This window comes from Cronobacter universalis NCTC 9529 (genome assembly GCF_001277175.1).
In the GTDB taxonomy this organism is placed as follows: domain Bacteria; phylum Pseudomonadota; class Gammaproteobacteria; order Enterobacterales; family Enterobacteriaceae; genus Cronobacter; species Cronobacter universalis.
The window spans coordinates 3,079,396-3,094,491 of sequence record NZ_CP012257.1 but is presented as its reverse complement, the minus strand read 5'-3'; the positions used below and the strand labels follow the sequence as shown (position 1 = coordinate 3,094,491).

Annotated in this window: 14 protein-coding genes; 10 read left to right on the top strand and 4 right to left on the bottom strand. The window is 61.8% G+C overall.

The window, feature by feature from the left end; translation table 11 throughout:
• Nucleotides 1-9: 9 nt before the first annotated feature.
• The 6 genes from AFK65_RS14315 to AFK65_RS14290 all read left to right on the top strand — a co-directional run bounded on the left by AFK65_RS14315 (nt 10) and on the right by AFK65_RS14290 (nt 6,644).
• Nucleotides 10-1,614: a (2,3-dihydroxybenzoyl)adenylate synthase gene (locus AFK65_RS14315; protein ID WP_007700394.1), complete on the top strand. Its 1,605-nt coding sequence runs from the start codon at nt 10-12 to the stop codon at nt 1,612-1,614.
• 9 nt (nt 1,615-1,623) lie between these two features.
• Entirely contained in the window at nt 1,624-2,493 is an 870-nt protein-coding gene (locus AFK65_RS14310) for an isochorismatase (RefSeq protein WP_038856574.1), read from the top strand.
• Complete coding sequence (gene entA / locus AFK65_RS14305) at nt 2,490-3,242, top strand: 2,3-dihydro-2,3-dihydroxybenzoate dehydrogenase EntA (protein ID WP_038856577.1); 753 nt, start codon at nt 2,490-2,492, stop codon at nt 3,240-3,242. Before AFK65_RS14310 ends, entA begins: the two co-directional genes overlap by 4 nt.
• Complete coding sequence (entH, locus tag AFK65_RS14300; RefSeq protein ID WP_038856579.1) at nt 3,243-3,656, top strand: proofreading thioesterase EntH; 414 nt, start codon at nt 3,243-3,245, stop codon at nt 3,654-3,656. It begins immediately after the preceding gene.
• Nucleotides 3,657-4,206: 550 nt separating this feature from the next.
• A complete protein-coding gene (gene cstA, locus AFK65_RS14295) occupies nt 4,207-6,312 on the top strand; it encodes a pyruvate/proton symporter CstA (RefSeq protein ID WP_038856582.1) in 2,106 nt (701 codons plus the stop codon).
• Between the two features lie 134 nt (nt 6,313-6,446).
• A complete protein-coding gene (locus tag AFK65_RS14290; RefSeq protein ID WP_007700351.1) occupies nt 6,447-6,644 on the top strand; it encodes a YbdD/YjiX family protein in 198 nt (65 codons plus the stop codon).
• A 7-nt stretch (nt 6,645-6,651) separates the two neighbouring features.
• Here the strand turns inward: AFK65_RS14290 and AFK65_RS14285 are convergent, their stop codons facing one another.
• The 4 genes from AFK65_RS14285 to AFK65_RS14270 all read right to left on the bottom strand — a co-directional run bounded on the left by AFK65_RS14285 (nt 6,652) and on the right by AFK65_RS14270 (nt 9,929).
• Entirely contained in the window at nt 6,652-7,032 is a 381-nt protein-coding gene (locus AFK65_RS14285; RefSeq protein WP_007700349.1) for a helix-turn-helix domain-containing protein, read from the bottom strand.
• A gap of 13 nt (nt 7,033-7,045) precedes the next feature.
• Nucleotides 7,046-7,306 carry a type II toxin-antitoxin system RelE family toxin gene (locus AFK65_RS14280; RefSeq protein WP_007700348.1) on the bottom strand — a complete coding sequence of 87 codons (261 nt, stop codon included), beginning with the start codon at nt 7,304-7,306 and terminating at the stop codon, nt 7,046-7,048.
• A 184-nt stretch (nt 7,307-7,490) separates the two neighbouring features.
• Nucleotides 7,491-8,726 carry an MFS transporter gene (locus AFK65_RS14275; RefSeq protein ID WP_038856586.1) on the bottom strand — a complete coding sequence of 412 codons (1,236 nt, stop codon included), beginning with the start codon at nt 8,724-8,726 and terminating at the stop codon, nt 7,491-7,493.
• Nucleotides 8,727-8,840: 114 nt separating this feature from the next.
• Nucleotides 8,841-9,929, bottom strand: coding sequence for an oxidoreductase (locus AFK65_RS14270; protein ID WP_038856588.1), 1,089 nt, complete (start codon nt 9,927-9,929; stop codon nt 8,841-8,843).
• A gap of 260 nt (nt 9,930-10,189) precedes the next feature.
• Between AFK65_RS14270 and AFK65_RS14265 the strand changes: the two genes are divergently transcribed.
• The 4 genes from AFK65_RS14265 to AFK65_RS14250 are packed head-to-tail and all read left to right on the top strand — an operon-like array spanning nt 10,190 to nt 15,019.
• Nucleotides 10,190-11,695, top strand: a complete 1,506-nt coding sequence (locus AFK65_RS14265) for a sugar ABC transporter ATP-binding protein (RefSeq protein ID WP_038856591.1) — start codon at nt 10,190-10,192, stop codon at nt 11,693-11,695.
• On the top strand, nt 11,692-12,687 hold the full coding sequence (locus AFK65_RS14260; protein WP_038856593.1) for an ABC transporter permease: 996 nt from the start codon (nt 11,692-11,694) through the stop codon (nt 12,685-12,687). The genes AFK65_RS14265 and AFK65_RS14260 overlap by 4 nt, the downstream gene beginning before the upstream one ends.
• Nucleotides 12,688-12,710: 23 nt before the next feature.
• Nucleotides 12,711-13,775, top strand: coding sequence for a sugar ABC transporter substrate-binding protein (locus AFK65_RS14255; protein WP_007700554.1), 1,065 nt, complete (start codon nt 12,711-12,713; stop codon nt 13,773-13,775).
• The gene (locus tag AFK65_RS14250) at nt 13,775-15,019 is read left to right on the top strand and encodes an LVIVD repeat-containing protein (RefSeq protein ID WP_038856595.1); all 1,245 of its coding nucleotides are present in this window, start codon (nt 13,775-13,777) and stop codon (nt 15,017-15,019) included. The genes AFK65_RS14255 and AFK65_RS14250 overlap by 1 nt, the downstream gene beginning before the upstream one ends.
• The last annotated feature ends 77 nt before the right edge of the window (nt 15,020-15,096 follow it).

The following is a 15,096-nucleotide window of genomic DNA, read 5'->3' as shown; positions in this document are numbered from 1 at the left end:
GTTTTACGCATGACGATCCCTTACACCCGCTGGCCGGACGATCTCGCCGCGCGCTACCGCGCCCGCGGCTACTGGCTTGACCTGCCGCTCACCGATATTCTGAGCCGCCACGCGCAGAGTGCCGCGACGGCGCTTATCGACGGCGAGCGCCGCTACAGCTACCGCGAGCTGGATGCGGCAGCTACACGTCTTGCGGGCGCGCTGGCGCGTCGCGGGCTTCAGCGCGGCGACACCGCGCTGGTGCAGCTTGGCAACGTGGCGGAGTTTTACATCGTGTTCTTCGCGCTGTTGAAAATTGGCGTGGTGCCGGTTAACGCGCTGTTCAGCCATCAGCGCACCGAGCTTGACGCATACGCGCGCCAGATTGTCCCGGCGCTGCTGATCGCCGACCGCGAGCACGCGCTCTTTAGCGACGACGCGTATATCACGGCGCTGAAAGCGCAGCATCCGTCGCTGCGTATGACGCTTCTGCGCGGCGACGGGCTGGACGCGCTGATTTCAGAGCCTGAAGCGGATGTTATCCTCACGCCGTCCGCCGCCGATGAAGTGGCGTTTTTCCAGCTTTCCGGCGGCAGTACCGGCACGCCGAAGCTCATCCCGCGCACGCACAACGACTACTACTACAGCATTCGCCGCAGCGTGGAGATTTGCGCATTCACCCGCGAAACGCGCTACCTCTGCGCGCTGCCCGCGGCGCACAACTACCCGTTAAGCTCCCCCGGCGCGCTCGGCGTCTTCTTCGCCGAAGGCTGTGTGGTGCTGGCGCGCGACCCGAGCGCGACGCTCTGCTTTCCGCTGATTGAGGCGCACCAGATTAACGTCACCGCGCTGGTGCCGCCCGCCGTCAGCCTCTGGCTGCAGGCCATTCAGGAGTGGGGCGACAACCGCCAGCTGGCATCGCTGAAACTGTTGCAGGTCGGCGGCGCGCGGCTTTCCGACACGCTCGCCGCGCGCATTCCTGCGGAGATCGGCTGTCAGCTTCAGCAGGTGTTCGGCATGGCCGAAGGGCTGGTCAACTACACCCGCCTGGACGACCCGGACGAGCGCATCTTCACCACCCAGGGCCGCCCGATGAGCCCGGACGATGAGGTCTGGGTGGCGGATGAAAACGGCAACCCGCTGCCGCGCGGTGAAACAGGACGGCTGATGACGCGCGGCCCGTACACCTTCCGCGGTTACTACAACAGTCCTGAACACAACGCCAGCGCCTTTGATGAGAACGGGTTTTACTGCTCCGGCGATCTGGTAGCCATCGATGAGCAGGGCTACATCACCGTTCAGGGGCGCGAGAAAGATCAGATCAACCGCGGGGGCGAGAAGATCGCCGCGGAAGAGATCGAGAACCTGCTGCTCGGCCACGAGGCTATCGTCCACGCGGGCCTGGTTTCGATGGAAGACAGCCTGCTCGGCGAAAAAAGCTGCGCGTATATCGTCACCACCCGCCCGATCAAGGCGGTGGAGATCCGCCGCTTTTTACGCGAGCTGGGCGTCGCCGATTTCAAACTGCCGGATCGCGTGGAGCGCGTCGATGCGCTGCCGCTCACGCCGGTCGGCAAAGTGGATAAAAAACAACTGCGTCTGTGGCTGGCCGCGCGTCAGCCCGTCTCTGAGTAAGGAAAGAAAATGGCTATCCCAAAACTGAACGCCTATACGCTGCCCACGGCGGCGGATCTCCCGCAAAATAAAGTGAGCTGGGCGCTGGAGCCGTCGCGCGCGGCGCTGCTCATTCATGACATGCAGGAGTATTTCCTTAATTTCTGGGGCGAAAACAGCCCGATGATCGAGCAGGTGGTGGCGAATATCGCCGCGCTGCGAGCGTACTGTAAGGCGCAGGGTATTCCGGTTTATTACACCGCGCAGCCCAATAATCAGAGCGACGCCGATCGCGCGCTGCTGAACGACATGTGGGGGCCGGGGCTGAATAACCATCCTGATAAACAAAAGGTGGTCGCGGCGCTGGCGCCGGATGCCGACGACACCGTGCTGGTGAAATGGCGCTACAGCGCGTTTCACCGTTCGCCGCTTGAGCACGCGCTGAAAGAGACGGGCCGCGATCAGCTGATTATTTGCGGCGTTTACGCCCACATCGGCTGCATGATCACCGCCACCGACGCGTTTATGCGCGATATCCAACCGTTTATGGTGGCCGACGCGCTGGCGGATTTCAGCCGTGATGAACATCTGATGGCATTGAATTATGTCGCGGGCCGCGCCGGGCGCGTGGTGATGACCGCCGATCTGCTGCCTGCCAGTGAGCCGGACGCGCCGGGCAGCAAAGCGGCGCTGCGCGCGCTGGTGCTGCCGCTGCTGGATGAGTCCGACGAGCCGGAAGATGACGAAAACCTGATCGACTACGGTCTCGACTCGGTGCGCATGATGGCGCTGGCGGCGCGCTGGCGCAAAGCGCATGGCGACATCGACTTCGTGATGCTCGCGAAAAACCCGACCATCGATGCCTGGTGGGCGCTGCTGAGCCGGGAGCCGCAGGCATGACGCTCGATTTCCGGGGGAAAAACGTCTGGGTGACGGGCGCGGGCAAGGGCATCGGCTATACCACCGCGCTGGCGTTTGCCGCGGCGGGCGCGAAGGTGACCGGTTTCGATCTCGCGTTTCCACTGGCCGATTATCCGTTCGCGTGTGAAACGCTTGATGTGGCGGACGCCGCGGCGGTGGCGGCTGTTTGCCAGCGGTTGCCCGGCAATGACGCCCGTCTCGACGTGCTGGTGAACGCGGCGGGCATTTTGCGCATGGGTGCGACGGATGAACTCACCGCAGACGACTGGCAGCAGACGTTCGCGGTAAACGTGGGCGGCGCGTTTAACTTCTTTCAGCAGACGATGGCGCAGTTTCGCGCGCAGAAGGGCGGGGCAATCGTGACGGTTGCTTCCGACGCCGCCCATACGCCGCGCATCGGGATGTCGGCGTATGGCGCGTCGAAAGCGGCGCTCAAAAGCCTGGCGCTGACCGTGGGGCTGGAGCTGGCACCTTATGGCGTGCGCGCAAACCTGGTGTCGCCGGGCTCGACCGACACCGATATGCAGCGCACGCTCTGGAAAAGCGACGATGCTGAACAGCAGCGCATTCGCGGTTTCGCGGAACAGTTCAAGCTCGGCATTCCGCTCGGCAAAATTGCGCAGCCGCAGGACGTGGCGAACACCATCCTGTTTCTCGCTTCGGATCTCGCAAGCCACATTACGCTACAGGACATTGTTATCGACGGCGGCTCTACGCTTGGAGCATAGATGATCTGGAAACGACACATGACGCTTGAGGCGCTGAACGCGACCAGCGTCGGCACGCTGGTGGAACATCTCGGGATTGTTTATACCCGTCTGGGCGACGATCTGCTGGAGGCGACCATGCCGGTCGATAGCCGCACCCATCAGCCGTTTGGTCTCCTGCACGGCGGCGCCTCCGCGGCGCTTGCCGAAACGCTCGGCTCAATGGCTGGATACCTGACTACCCGCGACGGGCAGTGCGTGGTGGGCACCGAAATCAGCGCGTCTCACCACCGCGCGGTGTCGCAGGGCCAGGTGCGCGGCGTCTGTCAGCCGTTGCATCTGGGGCGCCAAAGCCAGTGCTGGGAGATCGTGATTTATGACGAACAGGGGCGGCGCTGCTGCACCAGCCGGTTAAGTACGGCGATCCTGGGGTAGGGGTTTTTAACACGGCGGGTGCGCTGCGCTTACCCGCCCTACGGAAACAACTCCCCTGAAGCCGAACGATGATGTGAGGTGTTTTTATTGCGGCTGCCCTTTGGCCGCGAGCCGGTATTGTTAAGGAGGCGGCGGCGAGCCCCCTTAACACGTTCGCGTGAGGATAGGTCGCAAAGAAAGGCATCGTGCTGGCGAACGGAACCGTTCACCGGGCGTACATATTCGCCCCTCAACGCCATAGGGCGACGCTTTTTTGCAATGGTGGGTGCGCTGCGCTTACCCACCCTACGGAAAATCCGACACCTGAAGGATGTAGGGCGGGTAAGCGAAGCGCACCCGCCATGTACACAACCTTCAAAGCTCACCCCGTTAAACCACCGACACCCCGCAGCCCCGCCATCATCCCGTGATCTCGCTAGCAGACTCACGTAAATCCCTGACGCCATCCCGCGTTTCTCGGGTGGCTAAGTTGTTAAATTCATTTTGGTGATATAGAAACAAAATGTAACACCTCTGTTTCACTCACTGTTTCACTGAATGGATAATTATTATGACGAACTCAGGGAAATACCTTATCTGGGCGGCGCTCTCCGTCGTGGGCGCATTTGCGCTGGGCTATATCGCCCTTAACCGCGGCGAGCAGATCAACGCGCTCTGGATCGTGGTCGCGGCCGTCTGTATCTATCTCATCGCTTACCGCTTTTATGGTCTGTACATCGCGAAAAAGGTGCTGGCCGTCGACCCGACGCGCATGACGCCCGCGGTGCGCCATAATGACGGGCTCGACTACGTGCCTACCGATAAAAAAGTGCTGTTCGGTCACCATTTTGCGGCGATTGCCGGAGCCGGGCCGCTGGTCGGGCCGGTGCTGGCGGCGCAGATGGGGTATCTGCCGGGCATGATCTGGATCCTTGCGGGCGTCGTGCTGGCAGGCGCGGTGCAGGATTTCATGGTGCTGTTTGTCTCCACCCGCCGCGACGGGCGCTCGCTCGGCGAACTGGTGAAAGAAGAGATGGGCAACACGGCGGGCGTCATCGCGCTCGTCGCCTGTTTTATGATTATGATTATCATCCTGGCGGTGCTGGCGATGATTGTGGTGAAAGCGCTGACCCACAGCCCGTGGGGCACTTATACCGTCGCCTTTACCATTCCGCTCGCGCTCTTTATGGGCATCTATATTCGTTATCTGCGGCCAGGGCGCATTGGCGAAGTTTCAGTCATCGGCCTGGTGATGCTGGTGTTTGCAATAGTTTCCGGCGGCTGGGTGGCGGAAAGCCCGACCTGGGCGCCGTGGTTTGATTTCACCGGCGTACAGTTAACCTGGATGCTGGTGGGCTACGGTTTTGTCGCGGCGGTTCTGCCGGTCTGGCTGCTGCTGGCACCGCGCGATTATCTCTCCACCTTCCTGAAAATCGGCACTATTGTCGGTCTCGCCATCGGCATTCTGATCATGCGCCCGACGCTGACGATGCCCGCGATGACCAAATTTATCGACGGCACCGGCCCGGTCTGGACCGGTAACCTCTTCCCGTTCCTGTTTATCACCATCGCCTGCGGCGCGGTGTCGGGGTTCCATGCGCTTATCGCCTCCGGCACCACGCCGAAAATGCTCGCCAATGAAAACCAGGCCTGCTTTATCGGCTACGGCGGCATGCTGATGGAGTCGTTTGTCGCCATCATGGCGCTGGTGTCGGCCTGCGTTATTGACCCCGGCGTTTATTTTGCGATGAACAGCCCGATGGCGGTGCTGGCGCCCGCAGGCACGGCGGATGTGGTCGCGTCGGCCGCCCAGGTGGTCAGCGGCTGGGGCTTCCAGATAACGCCGGATACGCTTAACCAGATTGCGAATGAAGTCGGCGAGCAGACGATTATCTCGCGTGCGGGCGGCGCGCCGACGCTTGCGGTCGGCATGGCGTATATTCTCCACGGGGCGCTCGGCGGCCTGATGGATGTCTCGTTCTGGTATCACTTCGCCATTCTGTTTGAGGCGCTGTTTATCCTGACGGCGGTGGATGCGGGCACCCGCGCCGCGCGCTTTATGCTGCAGGATCTGCTGGGCGTGATTTCGCCCGGCCTCAAACGCACGGATTCACTGCCCGCCAACCTGCTCGCGACGGCGCTGTGCGTGCTGGCGTGGGGTTATTTCCTGCATCAGGGCGTCGTGGACCCGCTCGGCGGTATTAACACCCTCTGGCCGCTGTTTGGCATCGCCAACCAGATGCTGGCGGGCATGGCGCTGATGCTCTGCGCGGTGGTGTTGTTTAAGATGAAGCGCCAGCGTTACGCGTGGGTGGCGCTGGTGCCGACCGCGTGGCTGCTGGTCTGTACGCTGACAGCCGGCTGGCAGAAGGCGTTTAGCCCGGATAATAAAGTGGGCTTCCTCGCCATCGCCAATAAGTTCCAGGCGATTCTGGACAGCGGCACTATTCCGCCGCAGTACACCGAGGCGCAACTGAGCCAGCTGGTGTTTAATAACCGTCTCGACGCGGGTCTGACCATTTTCTTTATGGTGGTGGTCGTGGTGCTGGCGCTGTTCTCTGTTAAAACCGCGCTGGCGGCGCTGAAGCAGGATAAGCCGACCGCCAACGAGACGCCGTATGAGCCGATGCCCGCCAGTGCGGAGCAGGTAGTGGCGCAGGCGAAAAGCGCGCATTGATTGAGGTTGTCAGGTCTGGTGAATGACGGAAAGGTGGGTAAGCGAAGCGCACCCGCCGTCCAGCACCAGGCCACAATCAATCACATCGGCTTCCTCTTCCGCCGGGAGAGGGGCCAACGGATAAGGATGAATAAATGTTCGATACCCTCGCCAAAGCTGGCAAATATCTCGGTCAGGCCGCGAAAATGATGATCGGCGTGCCCGACTACGACAACTACGTCGAGCACATGCGCGTGAACCACCCTGACCAGACGCCGATGACTTATGAAGAGTTCTTCCGCGAACGCCAGGACGCCCGCTACGGCGCAAAAGGCGGCGCGAAGTGCTGTTAAGCGCCTGTCAGCGGTACTGCACCAGCTGTTCCGGCTGGCAGCCATAGAGCGCCGCCAGTTTTTCGCGGGTGCGTTTTTGCGGACGCGAGTCCGGCGATTCCAGCTGTGAAACGGCAGACTGGCTGATACCGAGTTTTTCCGCCACTTCCTGTTGAGAGAGACCGCGCCAGATGCGCCAGGCTGCCTGTAAACTCACGTTCTGCTCGACGGAAATCCCCACCACTTCATGCGGCAGCGTTACGTCATCGTCGCTGTCCGGCTCATAAGGCAATGACCCCAGCGCCTCATCATCTTCCAGCTGCGCCAGCACAGACAGATAGAGTTCATAAGGGATGACCGCATACTCGGGTTTGCCCTGTTTATCATGAATAATTTGTGCATTGAGCATATCTAACCCCCCGTTAATTAAGATAAGTGGTCGTGGTTCTGCGTTTAACTTCCAGAATAAGGCAGATGACCGGAACGCCCGCCACACGCTCGTAAATAACCCGATAACTTCCCACGCGCAGCCGGTAACGGGGTTTCAGCCCCGCCAGTTTTATGATGTCCAGCCTGGCGTCTTCAATGGCGAGCGCGGCAACCTTCTTATAGATAGTGAGCCTGTCGCTTTCCGGTAGGGCACCGAGTTGCTTGTATGCCCGCTTCGTCCATCTGATCTCCATGGCGTTCCCTCACTCTATCTGTTTTCAGGTTATAAGTAAAATATAAGAATATAAGCTTTTATCTGAAAAGCATTTTCTTATGCGGGAACGTTAAACCGGGTAAGGAGAGGAGGAAAGCGGCAGGGAAAGGTTCTTCGTGACGTCTCGCAAAAACGCCTTCCGGAGAAGGCGTTGCGTTGTGGCATCAGGCGGTTGTCTCTTCGAGGCGCTGGCGTTTACGCAGCGACGGGAACAGGCGCATCCAGAGCCCGACCACCACCAGCGTGCCGATACCGCCGATGGCCGCAGCGGGAACGGTGCCCAGCAGCGCCGCCAGCATGCCGGATTCAAATTCGCCAAGCTGGTTCGAGGTGTTAATAAATATCGAGTTAACGGCGTTCACGCGCCCGAGCATTTCGTTGGGGGTATCGAGCTGCACCAGCGCGCCGCGGATAACCATGCTCACCATATCAAACCCGCCTGTCGCGAAGAGCGCGATAAGCGACAGCCACAGGTTGCTGGAGAGCGCAAACACCAGCGTCGCCACGCCAAAGCCCGCCACCGACAAAAACATGATCATCCCGACATGCTTCTCAAGCGACCGGCGGCTTAGCCAGAAGCCCACCAGCAGCGCGCCGACGGCAGGCGCGGCGCGCAGCAGCCCCAGCCCCCACGGGCCGGTGTGCAGAATATCGTGGGCGTAAATCGGCAGCAGCGCGGTAGCGCCGCCCAGCAGCACCGCAAAGAGATCGAGCGAAATCACGCCCAGCACGTCCGGGCGCTCGCGGATAAACTTCACGCCCGCAAAGAGCGTGGCGAGACTCGCAGGCTGGCGCGCAGGCGGAGCCTGTTCATAGCGCAGGCGGCTCACCATCGCGACAGAAATGAGATACAGCACGGCGGTCAGCGCATACACCACCTGCGCGCCGAAGACATACAGCAGCCCGCCCAGCGCCGGGCCCATAATCATCGCCGCCTGGCTGGATACCGCGCTCGCCGCCGTGGCGCGCGCCAGCAGGGCGGGCGGCACCAGCGCCGGCAGCATCGACTGCAACGACGGCGCTTCCATCACTTTGGCGACGGAAATAATAAAAATCAGCCCGAGGATAATCTTCACGTCTGCGAGATGCGCCACGGTGGCGGCGGCCAGCGCGGCGATGGCGAGCCACTCCACCAGCTGGCCGATAAGCACCACCCGGCGGCGATCGCGCTGATCGGCAATGTGCCCCGCCCAGAGCGCCAGCGTCACGGACGGAAGAAACTGCACCAGGCCTATCAGGCCGAGATAAAAGGCGCTGTGGGTGAGGGCGTAAATCTGCCAGCCCACCACGATAGATAACATTTGGAAACCAAAGCCGGAGCAGGTTCGCGCCAGCCAGAAGGCGACAAACGAACGGTGCGCCAGCAGCGACGCGCCGCCGTCAGAGTGTACAGAAGCCATAAACCATCCCGAACGTATAAAAACGCGGCGTGAAAGAAGGGTTATCGCCGCGTGAGAGAGGTTTAAGCCTACAGGGATTTCGCAAAAAGTGGCATCGCACCCTGTGCGATTTAGTTAGCGGGCGAAGTGCTCCACTTTTTCAAAGGCCGCGCGCAGGGCTGCGGGCGATAGCGCCACCGGCAGGGCGTGGATCGATTCCACCGGGCGCAGCGTGTGGGCGATAACGCGGTCCAGCTCCGCCGCGTTATGAATATCGACATCCAGCTCTGCAAGCGTGGTGGGCAGCCTGAAGCGCCGCCAGGCGTCAATAAGCTGCGCCAGCACCTCGTCCTGACCGAGCAGGGCGCTCTGCACCAGAATGCCATACGCCACTTTGGTGCCGTGCAGATATTTTTCCGTCTGCGGCAGTACGGTCAGGCCGTTGTGTACCGCATGGGCCGCCGCCACGCGCGTATAGCGCTCGCCAAGCCCGCCGACCATGCCGCCGCCCGCGATGATGGCGTCCACCACATCGCGGAAATCCTGCGTCAGCGCGCCGCGATGCTGACTGGCGAGCGCCTCCTCGCTCTGCTCCAGCAGCACGTCACGAATGGCGAGCGCCGCGTTAAGGCCGAGCCGCACAGTGAGCGGCAGGGTGGCGGGCGCAGGCGCCAGCACCACGGCTTCATACCATTTGGCGAGCGTGTCGCCGATGCCCGCGAGCAGGTATTCCGCCGGCGCGCGCAGGATAATCTCCGGCTCCACCAGCACCAGATGGTTGGCGTCGTCGAAAATCTCAAAATGTAGCGCCTGACCGGCGTCGTTATACCAGACGGAGAGGGGCGTCCAGGCGGCGCAGGTGGCGGCGATGGTCGGAATGGCGACCACCGGCAGGCCAAGGCGTCGCGCCAGCGCTTTGGCGGTATCCAGCAGCGCGCCGCCGCCCACGCCAATCACGACCGCGCGGTCATCGCCCGCCTGGGCCGCAAGCGCGTTCACATCGCTTTCGCTGCAGTGCCCGCGAAACAAAATCCGCGTGGCGCCGGGCGCGTCAATGGCGTCTGTGAGAAAAGGGCGCGCGGCGGCCATCGCCCGCTCGCCATAGACCCAGACCGCGCGCGCGAGTTGCGCCGGGGTGTAAAAATCGCCCAGGCGCGCCAGCGCGCCTGGGTGGGAGTAATAGTTTGCCGGGCCGGGAACCACGCGGATATCGGTATCGCTCATGAGAGTTGTCCTTGTCTTTTTTTCCATCCTGCCACAGAAAGCCGTCCGGACGTCTGATTATTCTCGCCCGCGCGCATGCAATTTTTTCACGTTGGCGGCGAAACGCAGCGGCAACCTGAAAAATTCTAATATTACGTCCAGACATCTGGACGGCTAATAATTTTTTGCTTTATCTTATGCTGATTCATTCATTGCAAGCGGATATATCCGCGTGAATGATTGGCTTAACTGATTAATCATTCATGTGGAGACGGCCCGCTATGTCCCTGAACCAGCGCCTTGAGATGCGCGCGATATTCCTGGCCTTTAGCGGCTTTCCGGCGCTGACGCAGGTGGATTTCACCCTGCGCGCGGGGTCCGTACACGCGCTCACCGGGGCGAACGGCGCCGGAAAATCGACGCTGATGGCGGTGCTCTCCGGCGCCTGGGATCACTATCAGGGCCAGATCCTGCTGGATGGCGAACCCGTACACATCCGCTCGCCGCGCGACGCCAAAGCGCTCGGCATTCATCTGGTGCAGCAGGAAGTGGACGCCGCGCTGGTGCCGGGGCTGAGCGTCGCGGAAAACATTATGCTCGACAGCCTGCGCGAAGGCGGGCTGCGCTACCGCTGGGGGGAAACCCGCCGCCGCGCCCGTGCGGCGCTGGCGCAGCTTGATGTAGAAATGGACGTTAATCGTCGTATCGACAGTTGCTCGCTTGCCGAAAAACAGCATGTGCTGCTGGCGCGCGCGCTTTCGCATCACTGCCGTTACCTGATCCTCGATGAACCGACCGCGCCGCTCGATCAGCACGAAAGCGAGCGCCTGTTCGCGGTGGTCAGACGCCTCCAGGCGCAGGGCATGGGCGTGGTGTTTATCTCGCACCGCATTCATGAGCTGAAAGCCATCTGCGACACCCTGACGGTGCTGCGCGACGGCAGGCTGATTGAGAGCGGGCCGATGGCGTCGCTCTCCGGCCCGCAGATCGTCGAGAAAATGCTGGGACATGCGCTCGACACGCTCTACCCGCCGCGCCGCCCCACGCCTGGCGATGCCGTATTGCTGGCGGTGGACGGGCTGCATGACGACACGCTGCTCCAGGATATTTCGCTGCGCCTGCGCAAAGGGGAGATCCTGGGCATCGCCGGGCTGGCCGGTGCCGGCAAAACGGAGCTGTGCAAGGCGCTCTTTGGCGCGAGCAAAAGCACGCTGCGCCAGGGCGAGCTTGCGGGGCGTCCGTGGCGGCCCACCGATCCGGCCGATTCGGTGGCGCGCGGGCTGGCGCTGGTGCCGGAAGAGCGGCGCAAAGAGGGCATTTTTATCGACGAGCCGATCGCGATGAATCTCGCCGCCAGCGCCGACGGCAGCTTTACCCGCTGGGGGCTGTTTGGTCGCCGCGACGCCTGGCGCTGGGCGCAGGAGGTGATTTCGCGTCTCGGTATTCGCGCGAGTGGGCCGGAGCAGCGGCTTCGCAGGCTTTCCGGCGGCAACCAGCAGAAAGTGGCTATCGGCAAATGGCTGCGCGGCAATAGCGACGTGCTGATTTTCGACGAGCCGACGAAGGGCGTGGACGTGAAAGCCAAAACCGATCTCTTCAACCTGATTGACGGGCTCGCCCGTCAGGGCAAGGGCATTATTTACGCCTCCGGCGAGTTCGCCGAACTGGTGGGCCTGTGCGACCGCATCTGCGTGCTGTGGGACGGGCGCATCGTGGCGGAGCTGGATGGCCGCGACGCCAGCGAAGAAACCTTATTACTCTATTCCACCGGAGGAACCCCCGCGTGAGCAAGGCCGCAACCCTGAAGAGCACGCCGTCGGCGCGCCACCAGCTGTTTGAGTTTTTCTATAAGTGGGGGATGTTGCTGACGGTCGTGGCGCTGGTCGCGCTGTTCGGCATCGCCTCGGACAACTTTCTCGATCCGTTCAACATCGTCAACATTCTGCGCTCCATCGCCATCGTGACGGTGATCGCCATCGGCGTCTCCATCTCGCTGACCATCGGCGGGTTCGATCTCTCGGTGGGCTCGACGGCGTCGCTGGCCAATGCGCTGGTGATCTCGCTGTTCGTCTGGTACGGCTTCGGCACAACGGAGGCGATTGTCATCACGCTTGCGCTCTGCACGCTGGTCGGGCTGTTTAACGCGTTTCTGATTGTGGTGCTGAAAATCCCCGACATGCTCGCCACGCTTGCCAGCCTGTTTGTGATTCAGGGCGTCGCGATGACCTACAGCTACGGCGGTTCCATCACCCAGAACATGGTTCTGCCGAGCGGCGACATGGCGGAGGGCGTGATCCCCGACGCGTTCAGCCTGCTCGGCCAGGTGCCGGTGATTGTGATTGTGATGCTGGTGGTAACGGTCGTGGCGCAGCTTGGGCTGTCGCTGACCACCCACGGGCGGCGCATGTACGCCATCGGCGGCAACCCGGAGGCGGCGCGCCTCTCCGGCATTCGCATCACGCGCTATAAGGTGGCGGCGTATGTCATCGCCTCGCTGCTGGCGGGCCTTGGCGGCATTCTGCTCGCTTCGCGCATTGGCTCCTCGCAGGTGAACGCGGGCAGCGGTTATCTGATGGACGCCGTCGCGGCGGCGTGGATTGGCTTTTCGCTGGCGGGCTCCGGCAAGCCGAACGCGCTCGGCACGTTAGTGGGCGCGGTGATCCTGGGCGTGCTCTCCAATGGCCTGGTGATGCTCTCGGTGCCGTATTACGCGATGGACATTATCAAAGGGCTGGTGCTCGCTGGGGCGCTTGCCATCACTTACATCCAGCGACGTTAATCACAGACAGGGAAATAAACAGAATGAAAAAACTGACGCTCTCTTTACTGGCGCTGGGCCTGCTCTCATCGCTCCCCGGTTTCGCCGCCACGCCCGCGCCGGTGCCGGACGCCATCGCCAGTCACTACGGGCCGGTGCGCATTGCCGTTATCCGCAACTTAGGGTCGGACGACAACACCACGCAGTTTGTGGCGGGCGCGATTCAGGAAGGCAAAAAGCTCGGCTTTAAGGTCAGCACCTTTTTAAGCAACGGCGACGACGCGAAATTCCAGGATTTCGTCAATCAGGCCATCAGCCAGAAATATGACGGCATTATTCTCTCGCAGGGGCGCGATCCGTACTCCACCGAACTGGTGAAGCGCATTGTGGACGCGGGCATTAAAGTCTCGGTGTTTGATACCGCCGTGAAAGGTGAGATCCCGGGCGTCACCGTCACCCAGCAGGATGACGCGTCGCTCACGCAGCTCTCCGCAGGCCAGCTGGTGAAAGATTTCAACGGCAAGGCGAACATCATTAAGCTGTGGGTGGCGGGCTTCCCGCCGATGGAGCGTCGCCAGGCAGCGTACCAGGAGATCCTGAAGCAAAACCCCGGCATTAAAGAGCTGGAATCGATAGGCGCGGTCTCCTCGGACGTGCAGGGCGATACCGCCAACAAAGTGGGCGCGGTGCTGGCGAAATACCCGAAAGGCCAGATTGACGCCATCTGGGGCACCTGGGACGCTTTCAGCCAGGGCGCTTATAAGGCGCTGAAAGAGAACGGGCGCACCGAGATCAAGCTCTACAGCATCGATATCTCCAACCAGGATTTGCAGCTGATGCGCGAAGCGGGCAGCCCGTGGAAAGTGAGCGTGGCGGTCGATCCGAAGCTGATTGGCGCGACCAACGTGCGGCTTATCGCCAATAAAATCGCCGGCGAGCCGACGCCTGCCACCTATGATTTTAAAGCCGCGGCCATCCCGCAGGCGTTGCTGGCAAGCCAGAGCGGGCCGGTGAACGTGGCGGCGCTCGGTAAAATCATTCCGGGCTGGGGCCAGACGGAAGATTTCATCGCGCCGTGGTTTGCGACGCTTGAAGCGAAGCATAAATAATGGCGACCGCATTACCGCGCCCGGACTACAGCCGCAATATGCGGCTGATTGGCCACTCCGACCAGGGCGGCCGCCCGGACGGCGTGCAGGTGATGGTGCACAGGGGCTTCGCGTATATCGGCCATATGGTGTCGCAGGGTTTTTCCATCGTTGACGTGCGCGACCCGAAAAACCCGAAAGCGGCGGGCTATGTGCCCGCGCCGCCCGGCACCTGGAACGTGCATCTCCAGACGCACGATGACCTGCTGCTGGTGATCAACGCCCGCGATCTCTTCGCCGACGCGCGTTTCGCCGACGAAAAAGTCTATTACACCCGTTCGGTCGGCGAGACGGTGCGCGATGTCAGGGACAAAGGCTGGAGCGCGGGGCTTCGCGTGTTTGATATCGCCACACCCGATAAACCGCGCGAAATCGGCTTTCTGCCGCTCGACGGCATCGGCATTCACCGTATCTGGTATGTGGGCTGGCGCTGGGCGTATGTCTCAGCGCTTATTGACGGCTTTACCGATTACATTTTCCTCACCATCGATCTTGCCGACCCGCGCAAACCGGAAGTGGCGGGGCGCTGGTGGCTGCCGGGGATGCATCAGGCGGCGGGAGAGACGCCCGGCTGGCCCGACGGCAAACGCTACGCGCTGCACCATGCGATTATCGCGGGCGATACCGCCTACGGGAGCTGGCGCGACGGCGGGCTGACGATTCTGGATGTGAAAGATCGCAGCCAGCCGACACTTATTGCGCACCGTAACTGGAGCCCGCCGTTTGGCGGCGGCACGCATACCGCGCTGCCGCTGCCGGAACGCTCCCTGCTGGTGGTGCTTGACGAAGCGGTGCTGGATAACCAGCAGGATGGCGAAAAACATATCTGGCTGTTTGATATCCGCGAGCCGTCGAACCCGGTGAGTATTTCTACCTTCCCGCAACCGGATGAAACCGACTACGTGGCGAAAGGGGCGCACTTCGGGCCGCATAATCTGCACGAGAACCGCCCCGGCAGTTTTGTGAGTTCGACGCTGATTTTCGCGACCTGGCAGAACGCGGGCGTGCGCGCTTACGATATCTCGAACCCGTACCGCCCTGTGGAGACCGGCGCGCTGGTGCCCGCCGCGCCAGAGAAGATGATGGACACGCGGCCCGGACGCCCGCCGGTGATCCAGTCATGCGATGTGTTTGTGGATGCGCAGGGGATTATTTACAGCACGGATTATAACGGCGGGTTGTCGGTGATTGAGTATCAGGGGTAAAGCGACGGCGGGTGCGGACAGAATGATGGCGGGTGCGCTTTGCTTACCCGCCCTACAAACCCGACGTTGGCCTTCTT